The 21879-nt window shown below is 44.6% G+C and carries 33 protein-coding genes and 2 pseudogenes; 30 read left to right on the forward strand and 5 right to left on the reverse strand.

Translation table 11 applies throughout. The annotated features are described in order from the left end of the window. Nucleotides 1-209: 209 nt before the first annotated feature. From yihA to NI468_RS12840, 5 genes and pseudogenes are all read right to left on the reverse strand, one after another. Nucleotides 210-986 (reverse strand): annotated as a pseudogene (gene yihA, locus NI468_RS12820) (ribosome biogenesis GTP-binding protein YihA/YsxC); the annotation flags it as partial. A 105-nt stretch (nt 987-1091) separates the two neighbouring features. Then, a complete protein-coding gene (locus tag NI468_RS12825; protein WP_004732285.1) occupies nt 1092-1532 on the reverse strand; it encodes an RrF2 family transcriptional regulator in 441 nt (146 codons plus the stop codon). 97 nt (nt 1533-1629) lie between these two features. Beyond that, nucleotides 1630-2391, reverse strand: a complete 762-nt coding sequence (locus NI468_RS12830) for a globin domain-containing protein (protein ID WP_004281516.1) — start codon at nt 2389-2391, stop codon at nt 1630-1632. Nucleotides 2392-2544: 153 nt separating this feature from the next. After that, on the reverse strand, nt 2545-4095 hold the full coding sequence (locus NI468_RS12835; RefSeq protein ID WP_253102193.1) for a helicase HerA-like domain-containing protein: 1551 nt from the start codon (nt 4093-4095) through the stop codon (nt 2545-2547). An 18-nt stretch (nt 4096-4113) separates the two neighbouring features. Continuing rightward, the gene (locus NI468_RS12840; protein WP_253102194.1) at nt 4114-5316 is read right to left on the reverse strand and encodes a PLP-dependent transferase; all 1203 of its coding nucleotides are present in this window, start codon (nt 5314-5316) and stop codon (nt 4114-4116) included. Nucleotides 5317-5479: 163 nt separating this feature from the next. Here NI468_RS12840 and NI468_RS12845 point away from each other — a divergent pair, with 163 nt between their 5' ends. The 30 genes and pseudogenes from NI468_RS12845 to NI468_RS12990 all read left to right on the forward strand — a co-directional run bounded on the left by NI468_RS12845 (nt 5480) and on the right by NI468_RS12990 (nt 21748). After that, the gene (locus tag NI468_RS12845) at nt 5480-6214 is read left to right on the forward strand and encodes a type 1 glutamine amidotransferase (RefSeq protein ID WP_005108602.1); all 735 of its coding nucleotides are present in this window, start codon (nt 5480-5482) and stop codon (nt 6212-6214) included. Nucleotides 6215-6486: 272 nt separating this feature from the next. Beyond that, complete coding sequence (rpsJ, locus tag NI468_RS12850) at nt 6487-6798, forward strand: 30S ribosomal protein S10 (protein ID WP_000070912.1); 312 nt, start codon at nt 6487-6489, stop codon at nt 6796-6798. Between the two features lie 60 nt (nt 6799-6858). Then, nucleotides 6859-7497 carry a 50S ribosomal protein L3 gene (gene rplC, locus NI468_RS12855; protein WP_004645054.1) on the forward strand — a complete coding sequence of 213 codons (639 nt, stop codon included), beginning with the start codon at nt 6859-6861 and terminating at the stop codon, nt 7495-7497. A gap of 11 nt (nt 7498-7508) precedes the next feature. Further along, complete coding sequence (rplD, locus tag NI468_RS12860) at nt 7509-8111, forward strand: 50S ribosomal protein L4 (RefSeq protein ID WP_004281511.1); 603 nt, start codon at nt 7509-7511, stop codon at nt 8109-8111. Continuing rightward, nucleotides 8108-8428, forward strand: a complete 321-nt coding sequence (gene rplW, locus NI468_RS12865) for a 50S ribosomal protein L23 (protein WP_004281510.1) — start codon at nt 8108-8110, stop codon at nt 8426-8428. The genes rplD and rplW overlap by 4 nt, the downstream gene beginning before the upstream one ends. An 11-nt stretch (nt 8429-8439) precedes the next feature. Further along, complete coding sequence (gene rplB, locus NI468_RS12870) at nt 8440-9264, forward strand: 50S ribosomal protein L2 (RefSeq protein WP_004281509.1); 825 nt, start codon at nt 8440-8442, stop codon at nt 9262-9264. Nucleotides 9265-9283: 19 nt separating this feature from the next. Further along, on the forward strand, nt 9284-9559 hold the full coding sequence (gene rpsS, locus NI468_RS12875) for a 30S ribosomal protein S19 (RefSeq protein WP_004281508.1): 276 nt from the start codon (nt 9284-9286) through the stop codon (nt 9557-9559). An 11-nt stretch (nt 9560-9570) separates the two neighbouring features. Further along, a complete protein-coding gene (gene rplV / locus NI468_RS12880; RefSeq protein WP_001982638.1) occupies nt 9571-9900 on the forward strand; it encodes a 50S ribosomal protein L22 in 330 nt (109 codons plus the stop codon). A 1-nt stretch (nt 9901) separates the two neighbouring features. Continuing rightward, a pseudogene (gene rpsC / locus NI468_RS12885) lies at nt 9902-10718 on the forward strand (30S ribosomal protein S3). Continuing rightward, nucleotides 10658-11071 carry a 50S ribosomal protein L16 gene (gene rplP / locus NI468_RS12890; RefSeq protein WP_004281506.1) on the forward strand — a complete coding sequence of 138 codons (414 nt, stop codon included), beginning with the start codon at nt 10658-10660 and terminating at the stop codon, nt 11069-11071. The pseudogene rpsC and the gene rplP overlap by 61 nt, the downstream one beginning before the upstream one ends. Further along, nucleotides 11071-11268 carry a 50S ribosomal protein L29 gene (gene rpmC / locus NI468_RS12895; protein WP_004281505.1) on the forward strand — a complete coding sequence of 66 codons (198 nt, stop codon included), beginning with the start codon at nt 11071-11073 and terminating at the stop codon, nt 11266-11268. The genes rplP and rpmC overlap by 1 nt, the downstream gene beginning before the upstream one ends. Then, nucleotides 11265-11522: a 30S ribosomal protein S17 gene (gene rpsQ, locus NI468_RS12900; RefSeq protein WP_004281504.1), complete on the forward strand. Its 258-nt coding sequence runs from the start codon at nt 11265-11267 to the stop codon at nt 11520-11522. Before rpmC ends, rpsQ begins: the two co-directional genes overlap by 4 nt. Before the next feature lie 91 nt (nt 11523-11613). Next, on the forward strand, nt 11614-11982 hold the full coding sequence (gene rplN / locus NI468_RS12905; RefSeq protein WP_004281503.1) for a 50S ribosomal protein L14: 369 nt from the start codon (nt 11614-11616) through the stop codon (nt 11980-11982). A gap of 9 nt (nt 11983-11991) precedes the next feature. Next, nucleotides 11992-12309 carry a 50S ribosomal protein L24 gene (rplX, locus tag NI468_RS12910; RefSeq protein ID WP_004281502.1) on the forward strand — a complete coding sequence of 106 codons (318 nt, stop codon included), beginning with the start codon at nt 11992-11994 and terminating at the stop codon, nt 12307-12309. A gap of 16 nt (nt 12310-12325) precedes the next feature. Beyond that, nucleotides 12326-12862, forward strand: a complete 537-nt coding sequence (rplE, locus tag NI468_RS12915) for a 50S ribosomal protein L5 (RefSeq protein ID WP_004645057.1) — start codon at nt 12326-12328, stop codon at nt 12860-12862. Nucleotides 12863-12871: 9 nt separating this feature from the next. Beyond that, complete coding sequence (rpsN, locus tag NI468_RS12920) at nt 12872-13177, forward strand: 30S ribosomal protein S14 (RefSeq protein WP_004732275.1); 306 nt, start codon at nt 12872-12874, stop codon at nt 13175-13177. A gap of 12 nt (nt 13178-13189) precedes the next feature. Continuing rightward, the gene (gene rpsH / locus NI468_RS12925; protein WP_004281499.1) at nt 13190-13585 is read left to right on the forward strand and encodes a 30S ribosomal protein S8; all 396 of its coding nucleotides are present in this window, start codon (nt 13190-13192) and stop codon (nt 13583-13585) included. 13 nt (nt 13586-13598) lie between these two features. Further along, nucleotides 13599-14132 (forward strand): 50S ribosomal protein L6, encoded by a 534-nt coding sequence (rplF, locus tag NI468_RS12930; RefSeq protein WP_004645059.1) that lies wholly within the window; start codon nt 13599-13601, stop codon nt 14130-14132. Nucleotides 14133-14146: 14 nt separating this feature from the next. Further along, on the forward strand, nt 14147-14497 hold the full coding sequence (rplR, locus tag NI468_RS12935; protein WP_004281497.1) for a 50S ribosomal protein L18: 351 nt from the start codon (nt 14147-14149) through the stop codon (nt 14495-14497). 2 nt (nt 14498-14499) lie between these two features. Continuing rightward, complete coding sequence (gene rpsE, locus NI468_RS12940) at nt 14500-14997, forward strand: 30S ribosomal protein S5 (RefSeq protein WP_004281496.1); 498 nt, start codon at nt 14500-14502, stop codon at nt 14995-14997. Nucleotides 14998-15003: 6 nt separating this feature from the next. Continuing rightward, nucleotides 15004-15180 carry a 50S ribosomal protein L30 gene (rpmD, locus tag NI468_RS12945; protein WP_004281495.1) on the forward strand — a complete coding sequence of 59 codons (177 nt, stop codon included), beginning with the start codon at nt 15004-15006 and terminating at the stop codon, nt 15178-15180. Between the two features lie 3 nt (nt 15181-15183). Further along, nucleotides 15184-15624, forward strand: a complete 441-nt coding sequence (gene rplO, locus NI468_RS12950) for a 50S ribosomal protein L15 (RefSeq protein WP_004281494.1) — start codon at nt 15184-15186, stop codon at nt 15622-15624. Nucleotides 15625-15669: 45 nt separating this feature from the next. Continuing rightward, a complete protein-coding gene (secY, locus tag NI468_RS12955; protein WP_171054339.1) occupies nt 15670-16989 on the forward strand; it encodes a preprotein translocase subunit SecY in 1320 nt (439 codons plus the stop codon). Nucleotides 16990-17008: 19 nt separating this feature from the next. Continuing rightward, on the forward strand, nt 17009-17125 hold the full coding sequence (gene rpmJ, locus NI468_RS12960; RefSeq protein ID WP_000867907.1) for a 50S ribosomal protein L36: 117 nt from the start codon (nt 17009-17011) through the stop codon (nt 17123-17125). Nucleotides 17126-17230: 105 nt separating this feature from the next. Next, nucleotides 17231-17587, forward strand: a complete 357-nt coding sequence (gene rpsM / locus NI468_RS12965; protein ID WP_004281492.1) for a 30S ribosomal protein S13 — start codon at nt 17231-17233, stop codon at nt 17585-17587. A 19-nt stretch (nt 17588-17606) separates the two neighbouring features. Beyond that, complete coding sequence (rpsK, locus tag NI468_RS12970) at nt 17607-17993, forward strand: 30S ribosomal protein S11 (RefSeq protein ID WP_004281491.1); 387 nt, start codon at nt 17607-17609, stop codon at nt 17991-17993. A 12-nt stretch (nt 17994-18005) separates the two neighbouring features. Next, on the forward strand, nt 18006-18632 hold the full coding sequence (gene rpsD, locus NI468_RS12975) for a 30S ribosomal protein S4 (protein WP_004281490.1): 627 nt from the start codon (nt 18006-18008) through the stop codon (nt 18630-18632). Nucleotides 18633-18648: 16 nt separating this feature from the next. Next, a complete protein-coding gene (locus NI468_RS12980) occupies nt 18649-19656 on the forward strand; it encodes a DNA-directed RNA polymerase subunit alpha (protein ID WP_004281489.1) in 1008 nt (335 codons plus the stop codon). An 18-nt stretch (nt 19657-19674) separates the two neighbouring features. Continuing rightward, nucleotides 19675-20040, forward strand: coding sequence for a 50S ribosomal protein L17 (gene rplQ, locus NI468_RS12985; protein ID WP_004281488.1), 366 nt, complete (start codon nt 19675-19677; stop codon nt 20038-20040). 217 nt (nt 20041-20257) lie between these two features. Continuing rightward, nucleotides 20258-21748, forward strand: coding sequence for a flavin-containing monooxygenase (locus NI468_RS12990; protein WP_253102197.1), 1491 nt, complete (start codon nt 20258-20260; stop codon nt 21746-21748). The last annotated feature ends 131 nt before the right edge of the window (nt 21749-21879 follow it).

Below are 21879 nucleotides of genomic sequence, written 5' to 3' on the forward strand. Positions count from 1 at the left end.
AATCAAGAATGATCACAGATCATTTAGGTGATATGGTCTTAATCCGCTGAACGCTTATTCTGATTTAGCTCATCTGCCGCTTTAAGCTCGGATTGATCCTGCTCAAGCAATTCCAGCGGTTCTTCAGCTTCATTTAAATCATGAGTCGATACTTCAGCATGCTCAGAATCAGCTTCACTAAGCTCGAGCTCTTCAAGCGGTTCATCAGATTCATTCAAATCATGCGCTGATGCTTCCGGAATGCTGTCCAGATCATATTCAGATGCTTGATCTAAGGTAAAGTTCAAACGGCCACCCATGACGCTGGCCAGTTCTTCTAAACCTTGTTTGTTCATGGAGGAAAACAGTTGAATCGAGAAATCCAGCTTCATCTTTTTCAATGCCGCTTTGACTTCCTGCAAGGCTTTGGATGCAGGACCACGGTTTAGTTTGTCAGATTTGGTCAATAACACATGCACGAACAACTGGCGGGAATAAGCCCATTCCAGCATCATTACATCAAAGTGTTGCAGGGGATGACGGATATCCATCAACAATACCAGGCCTTGCAAGCTTTGACGGTGAATCAGGTAATTTTCCAGTTCTTTTTGCCAGACCAGTTTCATTTTTTCAGGCACAGCCGCATAACCATAACCGGGTAAGTCGACCAGACGCTGATCCGGATTACCCAGGCTGAAAAAGTTGATCATCTGGGTACGGCCAGGTTTTTTCGATGCACGTGCCAACTGTTTCTGGTTGGTCAGGGCATTAATCGCACTAGACTTACCCGCATTCGAGCGGCCGGCAAAAGCAATTTCATAGCCTGTATCTTCTACACAAAGACTGAGTTTGGGTGCACTCATTAAAAATTCGGCTTTGCGTAGCCAGTTGAGTGCGCGCACAGAATATTCAGTAATGGCAGAATCAACTTTTTTCTCGTAGCTGATCTTTTGCTTAGGCGCATGGGCTGTCTTACTGTTTTTGGATTTTCCTCTGCTGTGGTGCATAACTCAACTTCAATAAATGATCTACAATGAAACATTATAAAGGAAGTCGCACAGGCAAGCGAACTTTGCCGCAAGAATAAGTCACAAGACCTGACCCGGAAGACTTTAAAGATTAATCAGGCCGATCGGAGAATTTGTACTGAAACGCGCATTTCGTGGCCTAATCACATCTTTAAGCACATATTGGTCCAGACTGCTATAAAACTGTTCCACCGCATCATCTAAAATACCTTTTAAACCACAGGTCGGACGTAATACGCAGGGTGGGCTATTGCATTCCACTACATTGCTGTCGCGTTGCAGGATCCGCACAATCTGTCCCAGCTGGAGGTTCAGGCTGGCCGGATTTAAACGTATGCCGCCACCTTTACCACGTGTGGTAATCAGCCACTCCTGTTTCGCCATAAAATGCACGATTTTCATGGCATGATTTTGTGAAACCTGTAATCGCTCGGCAAGTTCTGCAATGGTATAGGGGAGATCACGTGGCTGTGCGACATACATCAGAATCCGAAGCGCATAGTCAGTGAATTTATTGAGTTGCATAACGTCAACAGCTAGAAAATGAAAGAATTGAATGTTAAAAGCTCCACGAATGGAGCTTTTAATCAGAATCTGATGCTAGTCTAAACCGTTTTTGCAATTAAAGCTTGAGCGGGGCAGACACTTCAACTACATCACCAACTTTGTAGTGGTCGATCAGTGTCTGTGCAACCGAGAATGCGGTTGGATTTTCTTCCGCTTTCACAGTAATTTGATATTGCTCGTTTTGCGCCTGATCAAAGCTAAACTGTTGTGGTTGACGAATGTGCTGTTCAGGCACCTGTACACGTACTGAAATATGTTCACCGGCTTCAGCACTTGCAATCGCTGCACCATCTTTAGCTTTAAGTGTAAAGATTTTACCTGCGTCGGTATCATTGACTGCTGCTACTTCAAATTCGCGCCAGCCCGCCCAGCCACCATTTTCAGAAGCTAGGGTGGCATATTTAGATTTTTCCACACCAATCAAAATATCTGCCAGTTGCATATACGCTTCTTTCCAGGCTGCAATCAGGTCTGAGTCCATGGGTACATCTAAAACTTCGCTGATCGAGTGCAACAGATTCTCACCGACAATCGCATATTGATCCGGTTGAATATCCAGGCTGACATGTTTAGTGGTAATGCGTTCGATGGCTTTGGCCAAAACGCCCGGATTGGTAATGTTTTCGGCATAGGCAAGTACTGCGGCAGCCAAGGCACGTGGTTGACGGCCAGTACTTTGATGATCCATGTTGAAGGTGTTTTTCAACTCTGGATGGTTTTTCAGCATGCGGTTATAGAAATACGTGGTAAGTGCTACGCCGTTTTCACGTAAAACAGGAACAGTCGCTTGTACAAGTTCAATATGTTGTGGAGTCATGAGAGCCGTCTACAGGTGTTTTTTAAAAGATGTATTTAAATTACATCTTTTAAAATGGCTTTACAATAGCGCATAGTCATAAAACCATAAAAAAATTACGGGATATAAAAATATCCCATAAAAAGTGTGATGATGATCGGAAAAGGAGGGGGATTATTTGCGGCCAAACAGCGAACCCAGTAAGCCGCGCACAATTTTCTGCCCAGTACTCCCGCCCAGGCTACGGGCAGCACTTTTGGCAAAGGTGCCGACAATATCCTGAGTCAGTTTTTCTCGTTGCTTGGCTGCGCGTTCAGCTTCTTTTTGCTGTTCTCGTGCCAGACGTTCCTGTTCTTTAATTTGCTGCTTGGCAAGAGCTTCCTGTTCCTTGCTTTGCTGTTTGGCAAGTTCGGCGGCCTGAGCCTGTTGCTGGCGTTCTGCGACCTTGTTTTGCAGCATTTCATGGGCGCTATCCCGATCGACTGGCTGCTCATAAATACCGGCGACAATACTTTGCTGCATGAGAGCCTTGCGTTCTTCAAGCGAGATCGGTGTAAAGGATGAATGCGGCGGCATGACCCAGCCACGCTCTACTATTTGCGGAATGCCTTTTTCATCCAGGCAGCTAATTAGGGCTTCACCGACAGCAAGTTCGGTAATCACCTGATCGACTTTAAATTCAGGATTGGCTCGGAAAGTCTCTGCTGCGGTTTTCACTGCTTTTTGATCTTTGGGAGTGAAAGCCCGCAAAGCATGTTGAACCCGATTGCCGAGCTGGCCTAAGACACTTTCCGGCAAGTCCAACGGATTTTGCGTGACAAAATAAATTCCCACGCCTTTAGAGCGAATCAGGCGCACCACCTGCTCAATTTTATCCTGTAGGGCAGGGCTGGCATTATCAAACAAGAGATGGGCTTCATCAAAGAAAAACACCAGTTTAGGTTTGTCCAGATCGCCGACTTCGGGAAGCTGTTCAAACAGCTCGGAGAGCATCCAGAGCAAGAACGTGGCATATAGCTTAGGCGTATTCATCAGCTTGTCAGCCGCCAACAAATTGATATTGCCACGGCCCTGACTGTCCGTTTGTAAAAAGTCCATCAGATCCAGCGCCGGCTCGCCAAAAAACTGGTCACCGCCTTGGTCAGCCAGAGCTAACAAATTACGTTGAATCGCACCGAGACTGGCGGGTGAAAGATTGCCATATTCAGCTTTAAACTCAGCCGCATGCTCAGAGACATAACTCAGCATGGCTTTCAGGTCTTTAAAGTCGATTAGCAATAAACCCTGATCATCGGCAATCCGAAACACGGCAGATAAAACGCCTTCCTGGGTGTCATTCAGATTCAGTATTTGCGCCAGCAGCAGCGGGCCAATTTCAGAAATGGTAGTGCGAATCGGATGACCCTGTTCGCCAAATAAATCCCAAAACACCACTGGTGAGGCTGCAAAAGGAATGGACTCGATATTGAGACTTTTAATCCGTTCATCAAACTTGGGGCTGCTTTCACCTGCTTTGGCCAGGCTGGACACATCGCCTTTGGCATCGGCGAGGAATACAGGTACACCAATTCGAGAAAAGCTCTCCGCCAATACTTTTAAAGTCACAGTCTTTCCGGTACCAGTGGCACCTGCAATCAAGCCATGTCGATTGGCAAGTTGGGAATGCAGCACAATATCCTGTGTGGTATCCGCAGTTTTTTTAGCAATAACAATTGGTCTACCCATAGCTTTTCCTGTTATTTATTATTCGTTTTTAAGTTTTTTCATTTGTTCTAGTGCATGCTGAATATCTTGAATCAAATCTTCCGGATATTCCAGTCCAATACAGAAACGAACCAGCAAGCCGTCTTTTAAGTGTGAATGTTCCAGCACACGCATGTCTTTTAAGTTATATAGCATGACCAGACTGACAGGGCCACCCCAACTAAAGCCTAGCTTAAACAGTTTTAAACTATCACAGAAATTTCGGATATCTTGCATGGCGTATGTGCTGTCAAAGATCACGCTGACCAGGCCGGCACTATCACCTTGCTTGCAAATTTCTTTCCAGTACTGATGGCCTGCGCTATCCGGATCAGCAGGATGCAGAACCTGTACAAAATCGGTTTGCTGTTTAAGCCATTCCAGTAAGGTCAGCGCACTGTTGGATTGATGTTGATATCGCAGTTGCATAGAAGCCAGACTGCGTTGTACCTGTGCCACATCATCACCAGAAACACTAATGCCCTGAATGGCATGTGCACGGAACAGTTTGTGATGCAGAACCTTATCTCGCGTAACCACTGAGCCCATCAGGATATCACCACCGCCGCTTGGATATTTGGTCAGTGCATGTACCGTCATATCTACACTTAAATGCTCTTCACTAAACTCAAAGGCATCAAAAGCCAGACCTGCGCCCCAGGTATTATCCAGCGCAGTAAGAATATTGTGTGCCTGAGCTTTTTTCACTAAACCAGCCAGATCCGGAAATTCCAAGGTGACTGAGCCAGCAGCCTCGAGCCAGATCAGTTTGGCTTTATCTGTAGGCTGAAATGTATCAAGCTCTATGGGATTGTAGACCTTAACCCTAATTCCATAACGCTTTTCCATATTGCGTAAATGCTCCATGTTTGGACCATAGATATTGTCAGCCACCCAAACCTCATCGCCCTGGCTTAAAAAGCAAGAATTCACGAGATTAATCGCGGATAAACCACTCGGTGCGAGCAGGTGATATAAACCACCTTCGAGTTGTGCGATGTTATCGCCCAGCGTAAAGGTCGTAGGCGTGCCATGCGTGCCATAACTATAATCATAGTCATCGGTCCAATGGCGATTAAACAGGGCATCGGTATTGTTAAAGATAATGGTCGATGCACGATAGAGGGGAGGTTGAATGGTGGAAATCGCTTGAGGAGCCTTTCGTGGTGCATGAATCAGGCGAGTTTGAGAGTCTTGTTTCACGTGAATGCGCTCAAATGTAATCAAATATTACTCTAGCTTAAGAGAATCTGTGACTCACTGCCAGTTACGTTGTGAATTGTTTAAAAACAACAAGTCTTATAAAAAGTTGGCTTCATTTTTGCAAAACCTAAATCTATATAGCTAAAAAAATAGGTTGAGGAGCATGAAGTCGCATTTAAAAGTGCATTATTTTCAGCATATTGCTGGTGAAGGTTTTGGTAGTTGTTATGAATTTTTAAAGCAGCATCAGGCGCACATTACCGCGACTGAATTTTTTGCTTTACCCGTGGATCGGCCGCTGGAGATCGAGGCGCTGCCTGCAGTGGAAGAGGTGGATTTGCTGATCATTATGGGGGGAACCATGAGTGTGAATGATGAAGCAAATTTCCCTTGGTTAAAAATAGAAAAACGCTGGTTGCGTCGCTATCTTTCGCATGGTAAACCGGCAATTGGCCTGTGTCTGGGTGGGCAGTTGATTGCAAATGCTTTGGGTGCAGGTGTTAGTCGCAATCCAGAACAAGAATTGGGGTGGACCACGGTGCACAGAGTGGCGAATCTACCAGAGACGTGTTTTAGCCTGCCGGAGCAGTTTAATATTCTGCAATGGCACAATGAAACATTTGAATTGCCCAAAGGTGCAGTCCATCTGGCAGAAAATGAAGCCTGTCGTAATCAGATGTACCAGTTGGGCAGAAATGTATTGGGCTTCCAGTTTCATCCTGAAATCACGCCGGAAACCCTGGCATTGTTTTTGGAAAATGAAGAAGAGCTTGCGCAATTTTCAGGAAAATATGTGCAAAATTTATTTGAATTAAAAAAAACCACGAAGCAAAAATTTATTGAAGGAAATCAGATGTTAAATCGTGCTATAGAATATGTTTTGGCAAAAACTGCCTAATATTTAAACAATAAACTATTGTTTTAAGTCATAAATTGAAAACTTGGATAAAACCATAAAAGAGATTTGCTTATGCATTAAACAATGGCTATAATAAGCGACCCTTCAATAGGAAGGGGGTTAACTGCGAATAAAGTAGTTAACTATCGTTACAGTCGTGGCATCGATCATGACCTTAGTGATATTTCACTGCTCTTGACACTTGCCCATATAAAGTGGGGTGAGATGCGTCAAGAGTGATTCTTTATATATTTGGCTTGGAGTTTACTGGTATGTCTAACCAGAGAATTCGTATCCGTCTTAAGTCTTTTGATCATCGCCTGATTGATCAATCAGCTCAAGAAATCGTAGAAACCGCAAAACGTACTGGCGCACAAGTGTGTGGTCCAATTCCAATGCCAACACGCATTGAACGTTTTAACGTTTTAACATCACCACACGTAAACAAAGACGCGCGTGACCAGTACGAAATCCGTACTTACAAGCGTTTGATCGACATCGTTCAACCTACAGACAAAACTGTAGATGCATTGATGAAGTTAGATCTTGCAGCTGGTGTTGATGTTCAGATCGCATTGGGTTAAGGCTTTCGGGTTAATTAACACTCTAAGTTAATTAGGCCGCTTTTTTAGAGGTTTATGCACATGGCTATTGGTTTAGTCGGTCGCAAGTGCGGTATGACACGTATCTTTACAGATGCTGGTGTTTCTGTGCCTGTTACAGTGATTGAGGTTGATCCTAACCGCATCACTCAAATCAAAACGCTTGAAACTGATGGTTATCAAGCGATTCAAATCACTACTGGTGAACGTCGCGAATCTCGCGTAACTAACGCTCAGAAAGGCCACTTCGCGAAAGCGGGTGTTGCAGCTGGTCGTCTAGTTCAAGAATTCCGTGCTACAGAAGCTGATCTTGAAGGTCGTGAAGTTGGTGGTACGCTTACCGTTGAATTGTTCCAAGTTGGTCAAGTTGTTGACGTAACTGGTCAATCTAAAGGTAAAGGTTTCCAAGGTGGTGTTAAGCGTTGGAACTTCCGTACGCAAGATGCAACTCACGGTAACTCAGTTTCTCACCGTGTTTTAGGTTCTACTGGTCAAAACCAGACTCCTGGTCGCGTATTCAAAGGCAAAAAAATGGCTGGCCATTTAGGTGCTGAACGCGTAACTACACAGGGTCTTGAGATCGTTGCTATCGACACAGAACGTTCAGTTCTAGTTGTTAAAGGCGCGGTTCCTGGTGCTACTGGTGGCGACGTAATCGTTCGTCCTACGATCAAGGCCTGAGGGGAAATAACGTGAATTTAAATACTGTTTCCGGCTCTGCTGTTGAATTATCAGAAGTTGCGTTCGGTCGTGAATTTAATGAAGCTCTTGTTCACCAAGTGGTTACAGCTTATTTAGCTGGTGGCCGTCAAGGTTCAAAAGCTCAGAAATCACGTGCAGACGTTTCTGGTGGTGGTCGCAAGCCATTCCGTCAAAAAGGTACTGGCCGCGCTCGTGCTGGTTCTATTCGTAGCCCAATCTGGGTTGGCGGTGGTAAAACTTTTGCTGCTCGTCCACAAGACTGGTCTCAAAAAGTAAACCGTAAAATGTACCGCGGTGCTATGCAATGCATCCTAGCTGAACTTGTTCGTCAAGATCGCCTAGTTTTAGTTGAAGAGTTTGCTGTTGCAGCTCCAAAAACTAAAGAATTGCTTGCAAAACTTAACGACTTGAATGCGACTCGCGCATTGATCGTTACTGATGCTGTTGATGAGAACCTGTATCTTGCTGCGCGCAACATTCCACACGTTGATGTGGTTGATGCTGCTGCAATCGATCCGGTTAGCTTGATTGCGTTCGACAAAGTTGTTATGTCTGTAGCTGCTGCTAAGAAAATTGAGGTAGAACTCGGATGAACAACGAACGTATCTATCAAGTCCTGCAAGGACCTGTATTCTCAGAAAAAGCACAAGTTTTAGGTGAAACTGCTGGTGTTCAAGTGTTTAAAGTTGCATTAAATGCAAACAAGCTTGAAATCAAAAAAGCAGTGGAACAACTCTTTGGTGTGGAAGTTGTTAAAGTTAACACGACTATCACTAAAGGTAAGTCTAAACGCTTTGGTAAAACATTAGGACGTCGTTCTGATGTTAAAAAAGCATACGTCACCCTGAAAGCTGGCCAAGATGTTGAAATGGCTGACTTGGGCGATACCGCTGAAAGCACAGCGGAATAAGGACGAGAATTATGCCTATTCAAAAATGTAAGCCAACGTCTCCAGGACGTCGCTTTGTAGAGAAAGTGGTTCACGATCACCTTCACAAAGGCGCACCATACTCTCCGTTGGTTGAAGCTAAAAAACGTACTGGCGGCCGTAATAACAACGGTCACATCACGACTCGTCACGTTGGTGGCGGTCACAAGCAGCACTACCGTCTAGTTGACTTTAAACGTAACAAAGATGGTATTCCTGCAACTGTAGAGCGTATCGAATACGATCCTAACCGTACTGCACACATTGCACTTGTATTGTATGCTGACGGTGAGCGTCGTTATATCATCGCTCCTAAAGGCCTTCGCGCTGGCGATAAAGTACAGTCTGGTAACGATGCTCCAATTCGTCCAGGTAACTGCTTGCCGCTTCGCAACATGCCTATCGGTTCTACTCTTCACAACATCGAACTTAAAATCGGTAAAGGCGCGCAGTTAGCTCGTTCAGCTGGTACTTCAGTTCAGCTGTTGGGTCGTGACGGTTCTTACGCTATCGTTCGTCTGCGTTCAGGCGAGATGCGTAAAATTCACGTTGAATGCCGTGCTGTGTTAGGTGAAGTATCTAACTCAGAAAGCAACCTTCGTTCACTAGGTAAAGCTGGTGCATCACGCTGGCGTGGTGTTCGTCCTACCGTTCGTGGTATGGCGATGAACCCAGTTGACCATCCACATGGTGGTGGTGAAGGGCGTAACAAAGGTATTCAACCTGTAAGCCCATGGGGTCAAAAAGCTAAAGGGTACAAGACACGTACCAATAAGCGTACGACTAAGATGATTATTCGCGACCGTCGCGTTAAGTAACAAGTAAAGGAATCTGACAATGCCTCGTTCTCTGAAAAAAGGCCCATTCGTCGATGCGCACTTGTTCGCTAAGGTTGAAGCGGCTATCGCGGCTAATAACCGTAAGCCGATCAAAACTTGGTCGCGTCGTTCGATGATCCTCCCGGATTTTGTTGGTTTAACAATTTCTGTACACAATGGCCGTAACCACGTTCCTGTGATCGTTTCTGAGCACATGGTTGGTCACAAGCTTGGTGAATTTGCACCAACTCGTACCTATCGCGGTCACGGTGTTGACAAGAAATCTAAACGTTAATGGGTGCTATGATGGAAGTAACTGCTAAATTACGCGGTGCCGCTATCTCGGCACAAAAAGCTCGTTTGGTTGCAGATCTTATCCGCGGCAAATCTGTTGCGCACGCTCTTAACATCCTTAACTTCAGCAACAAAAAAGCTGCAGTTCTAGTTAAGAAAGCGTTGGAATCTGCGATTGCAAACGCTGAACACAATAACAGTTTAGATGTAGACGACCTTAAAGTTTCTACGATCTACGTTGATGAAGGCATGAGCCTGAAACGTATTATGCCACGTGCTAAAGGCCGTGCAGATCGTATTACTAAGCGTACTTGTCACATCACCGTTAAGGTAGGGGTTTGATATGGGTCAGAAGGTTCATCCAATCGGTATCCGCCTAGGTGTTGTGAAACGTCATAACGCTAACTGGTATGCGAATCCGAAACAATACGCTGAATACTTGCTTAAAGATCTTCAAGTTCGTGAGTTTTTGATCAAAAAACTTAAAAACGCGATGATCAGCAACATTCTTATCGAACGCCCTACAGGCGCTGCTAAAGTAACTATTAGCACTGCTCGTCCAGGTATCGTAATCGGTAAAAAAGGCGAAGATATTGAGAAACTACAACGCGAATTGACATCTATCATGGGTGTTCCTGCGCAAGTAAGTATCAATGAAATTGATCGTCCAGACTTAGACGCGCGTCTAGTTGCTGAAGCTATCGCTTCTCAATTAGAAAAACGTGTAATGTTCCGTCGTGCTATGAAGCGTGCGGTACAAAACACAATGCGTGCTGGTGCTAAAGGTATCAAAGTAGAAGTTTCAGGCCGTTTAGGTGGTGCTGAGATTGCTCGTACTGAGTGGTATCGTGAAGGTCGTGTACCTCTACATACGCTTCGTGCAGATATCGACTATGCGACTATGCGTGCTGAGACTACTTACGGTACGATCGGTGTTAAAGTTTGGATCTTCCGTGGTGAGATCTTGGGCGGCATGAAACAAGTCATGAACCCAGCTCCAGCAGAAGAGCGTCCAGCTAAACGCGGTCGTGGTCGTGGTGAAGGTCAAGAGCGTCGTGGTCGTCGCAATGATCGTTCTGCTGAAAAAGGAGAATAATCCATGTTGCAACCTAAGCGTACTAAATTCCGTAAAGTGCAGAAAGGCCGTAACACTGGTCTAGCACACCGCGGTAGCACAGTATCTTTCGGTACTATTGCACTTAAATCAGTTGAACGTGGTCAAATGACTGCGCGTCAAATTGAAGCAGCGCGTCGTACAATTAGCCGTCGTATTAAGCGTGGTGGTAAGATCTTTATCCGTGTATTCCCGGACAAGCCGATTACTTCTAAGCCTCTTGAAGTGCGTATGGGTAAAGGTAAAGGTTCTGTGGAATATTGGGTTTGCCAAATCAAACCAGGTAAAGTCTTGTACGAAATTGATGGTGTTAACGAAGAATTGGCTCGCGAAGCGTTTACGCTTGCAGCAGCTAAGCTTCCGTTTAAAACCGCTATCGTGACTCGGACGGTAATGTAATGAAAACTAAAGATCTACGTGAAAAGTCGGTAGAAGAGTTGACAGCTTTGCTTGATGAGCAACAGCTTAACCAATTCCGTCTTCGTATGGCGAAAGCAACTGGTCAATTGGGTAAATCGCATGAAGTTGCACTTACTCGTCAGACTATTGCTCGTATTAAGACCCTCCTTACCGAAAAACAGGGGAACGGACAATGAGTGATAAAACAGTCCGCACGTTAACTGGCAAAGTTGTAAGCGACAAGATGGATAAATCTATCGTTGTTCTTATTGAACGCCAAGTTCAACACCCGTTGTATGGCAAATTAATCCGCCGTTCAACAAAATTACATGCTCATGATGAGAACAACACAGCGAAAGCTGGTGATGTTGTAACCATTAAAGAAAGCCGCCCAATTTCTAAAACTAAGTCTTGGACTTTAGTTGAAGTTGTTGAAGCAGCTGCTGAGTAATTAACGTTCTTGTTGCATCATCGGTCAATTTCGAGTACTCTTTGAGCCTTTCGAAATTTCGACCGGTGTTGCTCGGTTTTGGAGTAGGGCAATGATTCAGACCGAAACTATGCTCGACGTAGCAGACAACAGTGGTGCACGCCGCGTACAATGTATTAAAGTACTTGGTGGCTCGCATCGTCGTTATGCTTCTGTTGGCGACATTATTAAAGTTACTGTAAAAGAAGCAATTCCACGCGCACGTGTTAAAAAAGGTGACGTGATGAATGCGGTTGTGGTTCGTACAAAATTCGGTATCCGTCGTGCAGACGGTTCAGTGATTCGTTTCGACGATAACGCTGCTGTTATTTTGAACAACAACAAAGCGCCGATTGCAACTCGTATTTTCGGACCAGTGACTCGTGAACTTCGTACTGAACAGTTCATGAAAATTATTTCATTGGCTCCTGAAGTTCTATAAGAGGCGATCATGGCTAAGATTAAAAAAGGCGATCAAGTAATTGTGATCGCAGGTAAAGAAAAAGGCAAACAGGGTACTGTTCTGTCTGTTTCTAATGACCGTGTTAAGGTTGAAGGCCTTAACTTGGTGAAGAAGCATCAGAAGCCAAACCGTGCTACAGGCGCTGAAGGTAGCGTTGTAACTCAGGAAGCTTCGCTTCATATTTCAAACGTGGCAGTTTTTAATGCTACAACCCAAAAGGCTGACCGTGTTGGTTACCAAGTGATTGATGGCGTGAAAACTCGCGTATTCAAATCAAATGGTGAATCAGTGGCGGTAGCGAAGTAATAGGTTGATATAGGCCATGGCCAGACTTAAAACACGTTACAACGACGAACTTAAAGCTCAATTACAAGAAGTATTGGGCGTTAAGAATGTGATGGAGATTCCTCGCATCACTAAAATCACGATCAACATGGGTGTTGGCGCAGCTGCTGCTGACAAAAAACTCCTTGATGGTGCTCTTTCAGATATGCAAGCTATCGCTGGTCAAAAACCAGTACTTACGTTAGCTCGTAAATCAATCGCTGGTTTTAAAATCCGTGATGGTTGGCCGATCGGTTGTAAAGTTACTTTACGCGGCGAACGTATGTACGAATTCTTGGACCGTTTGATCTCGATTGCGATCCCTCGTATCCGTGACTTCCGTGGTTTCTCTGCGAAATCATTCGACGGTCGTGGTAACTACTCAATGGGTCTTAAGGAACAAATCATGTTCCCTGAAATCGATTTTGACAAGATTGATCGTATTCGTGGTATGGATATTACCATTACTACGACTGCTCGCACCGATGACGAAGGCCGTGCGCTTATGCGTGCATTCGGCTTCCCGTTCAAATAAGAGGTCGATATGGCTAAGAAAGGTATGATTAATCGCGAATTGAAACGCGAAGCTACTGTTGCTAAATACGCTGCAAAACGTGCTGAATTAAAAGCTGTTATTGCAAACGTAAATGCATCAGACGAAGAACGTTTCGAAGCGATGATGAAATTACAAGCATTACCACGTAATGCATCTCCAGTACGTCTACGTAACCGTTGTGGTTTAACTGGTCGTCCTCATGGTTACTTCCGTAAGTTCGGTTTAAGCCGTAACAAATTACGTGAAACAGTAATGCAAGGTGATGTACCTGGCGTTGTTAAGGCAAGCTGGTAAGGAGCACTATAGATGAGTATGCAAGATACCGTTGCCGACATGCTAACACGTGTTCGTAACGCACAAATGGCAAAGAAACAAACTGTTTCTATGCCTAATTCTAAGTTGAAGGTAGCAATTGCTAACTTGCTTCAACAAGAAGGTTATATTTCAAACGTAGAAGTTGCGGATGCTGAAGGCAAACCAACTCTTACTTTGACTTTAAAGTATTTCGAAGGCAAACCAGTTATCGAAACTGTGAAACGCGTAAGCCGTCCAGGTCTACGTCAGTATCGCGGTAAAGATGCACTTCCTAGCGTTAAGCAAGGTTTAGGTATTGCAATTGTTTCTACAAGCAAAGGCATCATGACTGATCGCGCTGCACGTGCTGCAGGCGTTGGTGGTGAAGTTATTGCTTTTGTTTCTTAATAGGTGATTCCTCATGTCTCGTGTGGCTAAAGCCCCAGTAACTGTACCTAACGGTGTAACAGTTACTCAGAACGGCCGGCAGGTCGAAGTGAAAGGCACTAAAGGTACATTGTCTTTCAACCTGCATGCGCTGGTCGAGCTTAAACAGGAAGACGGTATTCTAGCTATTGCTCCAGTACAAGAGTCGAAAGACGCTTGGATGCAAGCTGGTACTGCTCGCGCTGTGCTTAACAACCTTGTAAAAGGTGTTAGCGAAGGTTTCGAACGTAAGTTACAGCTTATCGGTGTTGGTTATAAAGCTGCGGTTAAAGGTGACGTTGTTCATCTTAACCTTGGTTTCTCTCACCCGATCGATTATGCACTTCCTGCAGGTGTAACTGCTGAAACTCCAACTGCAACTGAAATCATTCTTAAATCTGCTGATAAAGCAGCTTTAGGACAGGTTGCTGCAGATATCCGTGGTTACCGTCCACCAGAGCCATATAAAGGCAAAGGTGTTCGTTATTCTGACGAAGTTGTACTTCGTAAAGAAGCTAAGAAGAAATAAGGCGCGAGGTTCTTATGAACGAAAAGAAACAATCCCGTTTGCGTCGTGCGAAAAGCACACGCTTGCACATCCGTGCATTGGGTGCGACTCGTTTGTGTGTAAACCGCACTCCGCGTCACATCTATGCTCAAGTTATCTCTGCAGATGGTGGCAAAGTATTAGCGCAAGCTTCTACTTTAGACGCTACTCTACGTGCGGGTACAACTGGTAACGTTGAAGCAGCTCAAAAAGTAGGTGCTTTAATCGCAGAACGAGCTAAAGCAGCTGGTGTTACTAAAGTTGCATTTGACCGTTCTGGTTTTAAATATCATGGTCGTATCAAAGCCTTGGCTGATGCTGCTCGTGAAAACGGCTTGGAGTTCTAATCATGGCTAAAGTTGAACAAAACGAAGGTCTTGTTGAAAAGCTGGTTGCCGTTGATCGTGTAGCCAAAGTTGTTAAGGGTGGTCGTATCTTCTCTTTCACAGCATTAACTGTTGTGGGTGATGGTAATGGTCGCGTAGGTTTTGGTCGTGGTAAAGCACGTGAAGTTCCAGCTGCTATCTCTAAAGCACTTGAAGCTGCTCGTCGCAATATGATTACTGTTGACCTTGTTGATGGTACGTTACAGCACCCAATTCATGCACGTCACGGCGCTAGCCGCGTATTCATGCAGCCTGCCTCTGAAGGTACAGGTGTAATTGCTGGTGGCGCTATGCGTGCAGTTCTAGAAGCTGTAGGCGTACGTAACGTGTTGACTAAATGCCGTGGTTCTACTAACGCTGCTAACGTAGTAAACGCAACTTTCAATGGTTTGCGTGATATGACTACTCCTGAAAAGGTTGCTGCGAAACGTGGTCTTTCAGTAGAACAAATTCAAGGGTAATCAATCATGAAAACGATTAAAGTTACCCAGACTAAATCTGCATCGCACCGCTTGAAAAATCACAAGCTTAGCCTGCAAGGTTTAGGTCTGCGTCGTATTGGTCATACTGTAGAAGTGTTAGACACACCTTCTAACCGTGGTATGATCAACCAAGTCTACTATATGGTTAGTGTAGAGGAATAAGCCATGACTCTGCGTTTAAATACAATTGCACCTGCAGAAGGTGCTAAACGTGATAACCTTCGTTTAGGCCGTGGTATCGGTTCTGGCGTTGGTAAGACCGGTGGCCGTGGTGTCAAAGGTCAAAACTCACGTAAGAGCGGTGGTACTCGTCCAGGTTTCGAAGGCGGTCAAACAGCACTTTACCGTCGTTTGCCTAAATTCGGCTTCACTAGCCAATTGGCTTTGAAAACTGCTGAAGTACGTTTATCTGAGCTTGCTAAAGTTGAAGGCGACATCGTGTCTCTTGAAACTTTAAAAGCTGCGAACGTTGTACGTAAAGACATGATCCGTGCTCGTATCGTACTTTCTGGTGAAATTACTCGTGCATTCACTGTTCAAGGTGTTGCATTGACTAAAGGCGCTAAAGCTGCTGTTGAAGCTGCTGGCGGCAAAGTCGAGGAGTAATCCCCAGTGTCTATGACTCCTAGTTCTTCAGGTCATGTCAACATGATGAAAGGCCAACCATTTCATGTGAAATACCGTGAAATTATTCGTCGAATGATGTTTCTCATTGGTGCGTTGTTGGTGTTTCGACTAGGAGCGCATATTCCAGTACCAGGCATCAATAATGCTGCGTTAGAAAACTTGTTTAATGCAAACCAAGGTACCATCCTTGGTTTGTTTAACATGTTTTCTGGTGGTGCATTAGAACGAATGTCTATTCTTGCTCTCGGGATCATGCCATACATCTCTGCGTCGATTATCGTGCAGTTGATGTCAACTGTGGTTCCTTCGCTGGAAGCTTTAAAGAAAGAAGGCGAGCAAGGCAAACGTAAAATTAATCAATACACACGACAAGGTACATTATTCTTAGCGCTGGTACAGGCGATAGGTATGTGTGCAGGCCTGATCAGTCAGGGGATTACCCTGAATACTGGTTTGGCTTTTTATGTTCCTGCAGTAACCTCACTGGTTGCGGGGACCATGTTCTTGATGTGGTTGGGTGAACAGATTACCGAGCGTGGGGTGGGAAATGGTATTTCCATGATCATCTTCGCGGGTATTGTTGCCGGATTGCCTAATCTGATTATGCAATCTTTCTCCTCTGTAGATAATGGCCAGACCAGCCTGATTGGCTTGGTAATTTTTGGTTTGTTATCTCTGGGTGTTTTGGCAGCGATCGTGTTTATTGAGAAAGCGCAGCGTCGTATTCCGGTAAACTATGCTCAAAAACAACAAGGTCGTCGTGTATTTACTGCACAGCAGACACATTTGCCATTAAAAATTAATATGGCGGGTGTGATTCCGGCAATTTTTGCCAGCTCATTACTTTTGTTCCCTGCGAGCTTAGGTCAGTGGGTGGGTAGTGCAGATCCAAATGCTGGATTTATTAAGCGTAGCCTGCAAGATGTAGCATTGGTATTGTCGCCTGGTCAGCCGTTGTATTTGGTGCTCTTTGGTGCGTTAATTATCTTTTTCTGTTACTTCTATACAGCACTGGTATTTAGTCCTAAAGAAGTGTCAGAGAACTTGAAACGCAGCGGAGCTTACGTGCCTGGTATACGTCCAGGTGAGCAAACTGCTCGTTACTTAGATCATATTCTCAATCGTTTGACCTTTATTGGCGCGATTTACATCGCAGTCATTTGTTTGATGCCGATGGTATTGCAAAGTTCATTTGGTATTCCATTCTATTTGGGTGGTACCTCTTTGCTGATTGTTGTGGTGGTAGTGATGGACTTTATGGCTCAGCTGCAATCACACCTCACTTCGCACCAATACGATAATCAAACGTTAATGAGAAAAACGACTGCTCATCCTAAGGGATAAGCGCACTTGAGGTTTCATCATGAAAGTACAAGCTTCTGTTAAGAAAATTTGTGGTAGCTGTAAAGTTATCCGTCGTAATGGGGTTATCCGCGTAATTTGTAGCGCAGAACCTCGTCATAAGCAGCGTCAAGGTTAATCTGATTAAGACCTGTTGATTTCTGTAGGCGAATTAGGTTATTATCCGCCCCTCAAGATTTTTGTGGGGCGGTTGATTATCTACTGCCTTTTTGGAGAAAATTGAATGGCTCGTATTGCCGGTGTAAACATTCCGGATAACAAGCACGCTGTTATCTCTCTAACGTATATCTTTGGTATTGGTCGCCATACTTCAAAAGCTATCTTAGCTGCTGCTGGTATTGCTCCAACTACTAAGATCCGTGAATTAGATGACGCTCAGCTTGATGCGATTCGTGCAGAAGTTGCTAAGGTTCCGACCGAAGGTGATTTACGTCGCGAAATTTCCATGAACATTAAACGTTTAATGGATTTAGGCTGCTACCGCGGTCTTCGTCATCGTCGCAGCTTGCCTGTCCGCGGTCAACGCACCAAAACTAACGCACGTACCCGTAAAGGTCCGCGCAAACCTATTAAGAAATAAGATTTCTGGAAGCTAAAAGATGGCTAAAGATACTCGCGCACGCAAGAAGGTCACTCGTACCGTCTCTGAAGGTGTCGCACACATTCACGCTTCTTTTAATAACACCATTGTGACTATTACCGATCGTCAAGGTAATGCACTGGCTTGGGCCACTTCAGGTGGACAAGGCTTCCGTGGATCACGTAAATCAACTCCGTTCGCTGCTCAGGTAGCTGCTGAAGTTGCTGGTAAAGCTGCTTTAGACTACGGTTTGAAAAACTTGGACGTCCTTGTAAAAGGTCCTGGTCCTGGTCGTGAATCTGCGGTTCGTGCTTTAGGTGCAGTGGGTTATAAAATTAACAGCATTACCGATGTGACGCCAATCCCGCACAACGGTTGCCGTCCACCTAAAAAACGTCGCGTGTAAGGAGAAACATTCATGGCTCGTTATATTGGTCCAAAATGCAAACTCTCTCGTCGCGAAGGGACAGACCTGCAACTTAAATCAGGCGTTAAACCGTTTGATGTTAAGACAAAAAAACATGCGAAAGTTCCTGGTCAACACGGCGGGGCTCGTGGTGGTAAACAATCTGAGTACTCACTACAATTACGTGAAAAACAAAAAGTACGTCGCATGTACGGTGTTTTAGAGCGTCAATTTAGTAACTACTATAAAGAAGCTGCTCGTGTTAAAGGCGCAACTGGTGAAAACCTGTTGAAGCTACTTGAAAGCCGTCTTGATAACGTTGTTTATCGTATGGGTTTCGGTTCTACTCGTGCAGAAGCTCGTCAGTTAGTATCTCACCGTAGCATCACTTTGAATGGCCGTCGTGTTAACATTGCGTCTATCCAAGTTAAAGCGGGTGATGTGATCGCAGTTCACGAAGGCGCTAAGCAACAATTACGTATCAAAAACGCAATTGAATTAGCTACTCAACGTGGCATGCCTTCTTGGATGGAAATTGACCATTCTAAATTAGAAGGTACGTTCAAAGCTGCACCGGATCGTTCTGATTTACCTGCTGAAATCAACGAAAGCTTGATTGTAGAATTGTATTCTAAATAATCCTTGAGGAAGCAATATGACGCGTACTGCAAATGAGTTTCTAACTCCGCAAGCGATCAAGGTCGAAGCGGCAAGCGGGACCTCGGCAAAAGTTATTCTAGAACCATTAGAGCGTGGCTTTGGTCATACTCTTGGTAATGCTTTACGTCGCATCCTTCTTTCTTCTCTACCTGGCGCAGCTGTGGTAGAAGTTGAGATTGAAGGGGTCGAGCACGAGTACAGTACTTTGGAAGGCTTGCAGCAGGACATCGTCGAGCTCTTGCTGAACCTAAAAGGATTGTCGATTAAGCTGTTCGATCAAAATGAAGCTTATTTAACATTAGAGAAACAAGGTGCAGGCGACGTAACTGCGGCTGACCTTCGTTTACCTCATAATGTTGAAGTGGTTAACCCTGAACATTTGATCGGTACTTTAAGTGCCTCAGGCTCATTGAAAATGCGTCTGAAAGTGGCTCAAGGTCGTGGCTACGAGACTTCTGATTCACGCTTCCCAGAAGGCGAAACTCGCCCAGTGGGTCGCTTGCAGTTAGATGCGTCTTACAGCCCAATCAAACGTGTTTCATACACCGTGGAAAACGCGCGTGTAGAACAACGTACTGACCTTGATAAACTAATCATTGATCTTGAAACCAACGGTACTGTAGATCCTGAAGAAGCGATCCGCAAAGCTGCAACTATTTTGCAGCAACAAATTGCGATCTTCGTTGACCTTCAAAAAGATCAAGCACCTGTTGCTCAAGAGCCTCGTGAAGAAGTTGACCCAATCTTGCTTCGCCCAGTAGATGATCTAGAGCTAACTGTTCGTTCTGCTAACTGTTTGAAAGCAGAAAACATTTACTACATTGGTGATCTTGTACAGCGTACCGAAGTTGAGTTGCTTAAAACTCCTAACTTGGGTAAAAAATCGCTTACTGAGATCAAAGATGTTCTGGCTTCTAAAGGCTTACAACTCGGCATGCGTTTAGAGAACTGGCCACCGGCTAGTCTCCGTATGGACGATCGTTTCGCCTATCGTAGCCGTTAATTAAGTAGGACTATCACCATGCGTCATCGTAATAGTGGTGTGAAATTAGGCCGTACAAGCAGTCATCGTAAAGCGATGTTCCAAAACATGGCTAACTCTTTGTTCGAGCACGAGTTGATCAAAACAACTGTGCCTAAAGCAAAAGAGTTACGTCGTGTAGCTGAGCCTTTAATCACTTTAGCTAAAAACGATACAGTAGCAAACCGTCGTTTGGCGTTTGCTCGTACTCGTTCAGCAGCAACTGTTGGTAAATTATTTACCGTTCTTGGCCCTCGTTACAAAGAGCGTAACGGCGGTTATCTACGTGTTCTTAAAGCGGGCTTCCGTGCAGGTGATGCTGCACCGATGGCTTACGTTGAGCTAGTAGATCGCGAAGTTAACTAATTTCGTGAAGAATAACGCAAGTTGTTCGAAAAGGTCGGTTGAATAAACCGGCCTTTTTTATTGTCTGTATATTTTAATTGAGAGTGATTGAGTTCCATATAACTGATCTGGCCTCAAAAGATAAAAAAATAGTGGCTTTTTAATGAACTTGACATTGTGTATTGTCAGTTTTGTGATTTAATAAAAACAGATAGCATCGCTTAGGTAAAAGAACAACATGGAAAAGCAGGTAGATATTTTAATCGTGGGTGCAGGGATCTCGGGGATTGGTCTAGCAGCACATCTTTCTAAACATTGTCCGCAACGCTCTTTTGAGATTATTGAACGCCGCGAAAGTATTGGTGGAACTTGGGACCTGTTTAAATATCCGGGAATCCGTTCTGATTCGGATATGTCGACTTTTGGTTTTAATTTCAAACCCTGGAAGAAAGAAAGCGTGCTTGCCGATGGCGCATCCATCAAAAATTATCTGGCTGAAGTGGTGGATGAGTTTAAGCTACAGCCGAAAATCCATTTTCAGCATCGGGTCTTAAGTGCCAATTATGATTCTACAACCTGCAAATGGTCAGTAGAGATCGAGGATGCACACGGTAAGAAGCAGATCTGGATCGCCAACTTTGTACTGGGTTGTACCGGTTATTATAATTATGATCAGGGTTTTCAGCCGGAGTTTCCAAATCAAGATGCATTCAAAGGTGAATTTATTCATCCGCAACATTGGCCGGAAAATTTAAACTATAAAGGCAAAAAAGTGGTCATCATTGGCAGTGGTGCGACCGCGATTACCTTGGTTCCTGCGATGGTGAAAGGTGGAGCAGGGCATGTCACCATGTTGCAACGTTCCCCAACTTATATTGCTTCTGTACCCTCGGTCGATTTTATTTATTCAAAAATGCGTAAATATCTGCCCGAGGAGGTCGCTTACAAGCTGACACGTGCGCGTAATATCGGCATGCAGCGCGGGATTTATGCTTTGGCACAGAAACAGCCAAAATTATTAAAATCGCTTTTGCTTAAATCGGTGCAACTTCAGCTAAAAGGTAAAGTGGACATGAAGCACTTTACCCCGAATTATGAACCTTGGGATCAGCGTCTGTGTGTGGTGCCAGATGGGGATCTGTTTAAAATTTTACGTGAAGGGCAGGCATCAGTTGCAACGGATCAGATAGAAACCTTTACCGAAACGGGAATTCAGCTGAAATCAGGTCAACATCTGGATGCTGATATTATTGTTTCTGCCACCGGTCTGAATATTCAAATTCTTGGCGGGATTCAGGCGACGATGGATGGTCAGCCTATCGATACCTCTCAGCATATGTTGTATAGAGGCATCATGGTCAGTGACATACCGAATATGGCGCTGATTATTGGCTATATCAATGCCTCCTGGACGCTTAAAGTCGACATTGCAGCTGAGTATATTTGCCGTCTGCTGAACTATATGGATCAGCAAGGTTATGCGCAGGTGATTGCTCAGGGAGATCAGAGTGAATTGCTTCAGGATACCGTCATGGGTAGTCTTAGTTCGGGTTATATTGCCCGAGCTGCAGACGTGATGCCAAAGCAGGGTAAACATGCTCCATGGAAAGTCAGCAATAATTATCTGGCAGACCGCAAGGAACTCAAGCAGGCTTCGTTTGAAGATGGGGTGCTGAAATTTAGAAAAAACAGCAATGCTTTAAAGCATAAACCGCGTTTGGTCTCTTAAATTTATATTTTTGCATACAGAAAAAGGAGTCCTGAGAGACCACTGCTGTCCCATAGTTTGCTTTAAATAAAAAAACCTGAGTCCTAACAGTTAAAATATGAGTGCAAACAAACACTTTAACGACCAGGATT

Origin of the sequence: Acinetobacter lwoffii (assembly GCF_024129355.1) — a bacterium.
GTDB classification, from domain to species: domain Bacteria; phylum Pseudomonadota; class Gammaproteobacteria; order Pseudomonadales; family Moraxellaceae; genus Acinetobacter; species Acinetobacter lwoffii_I.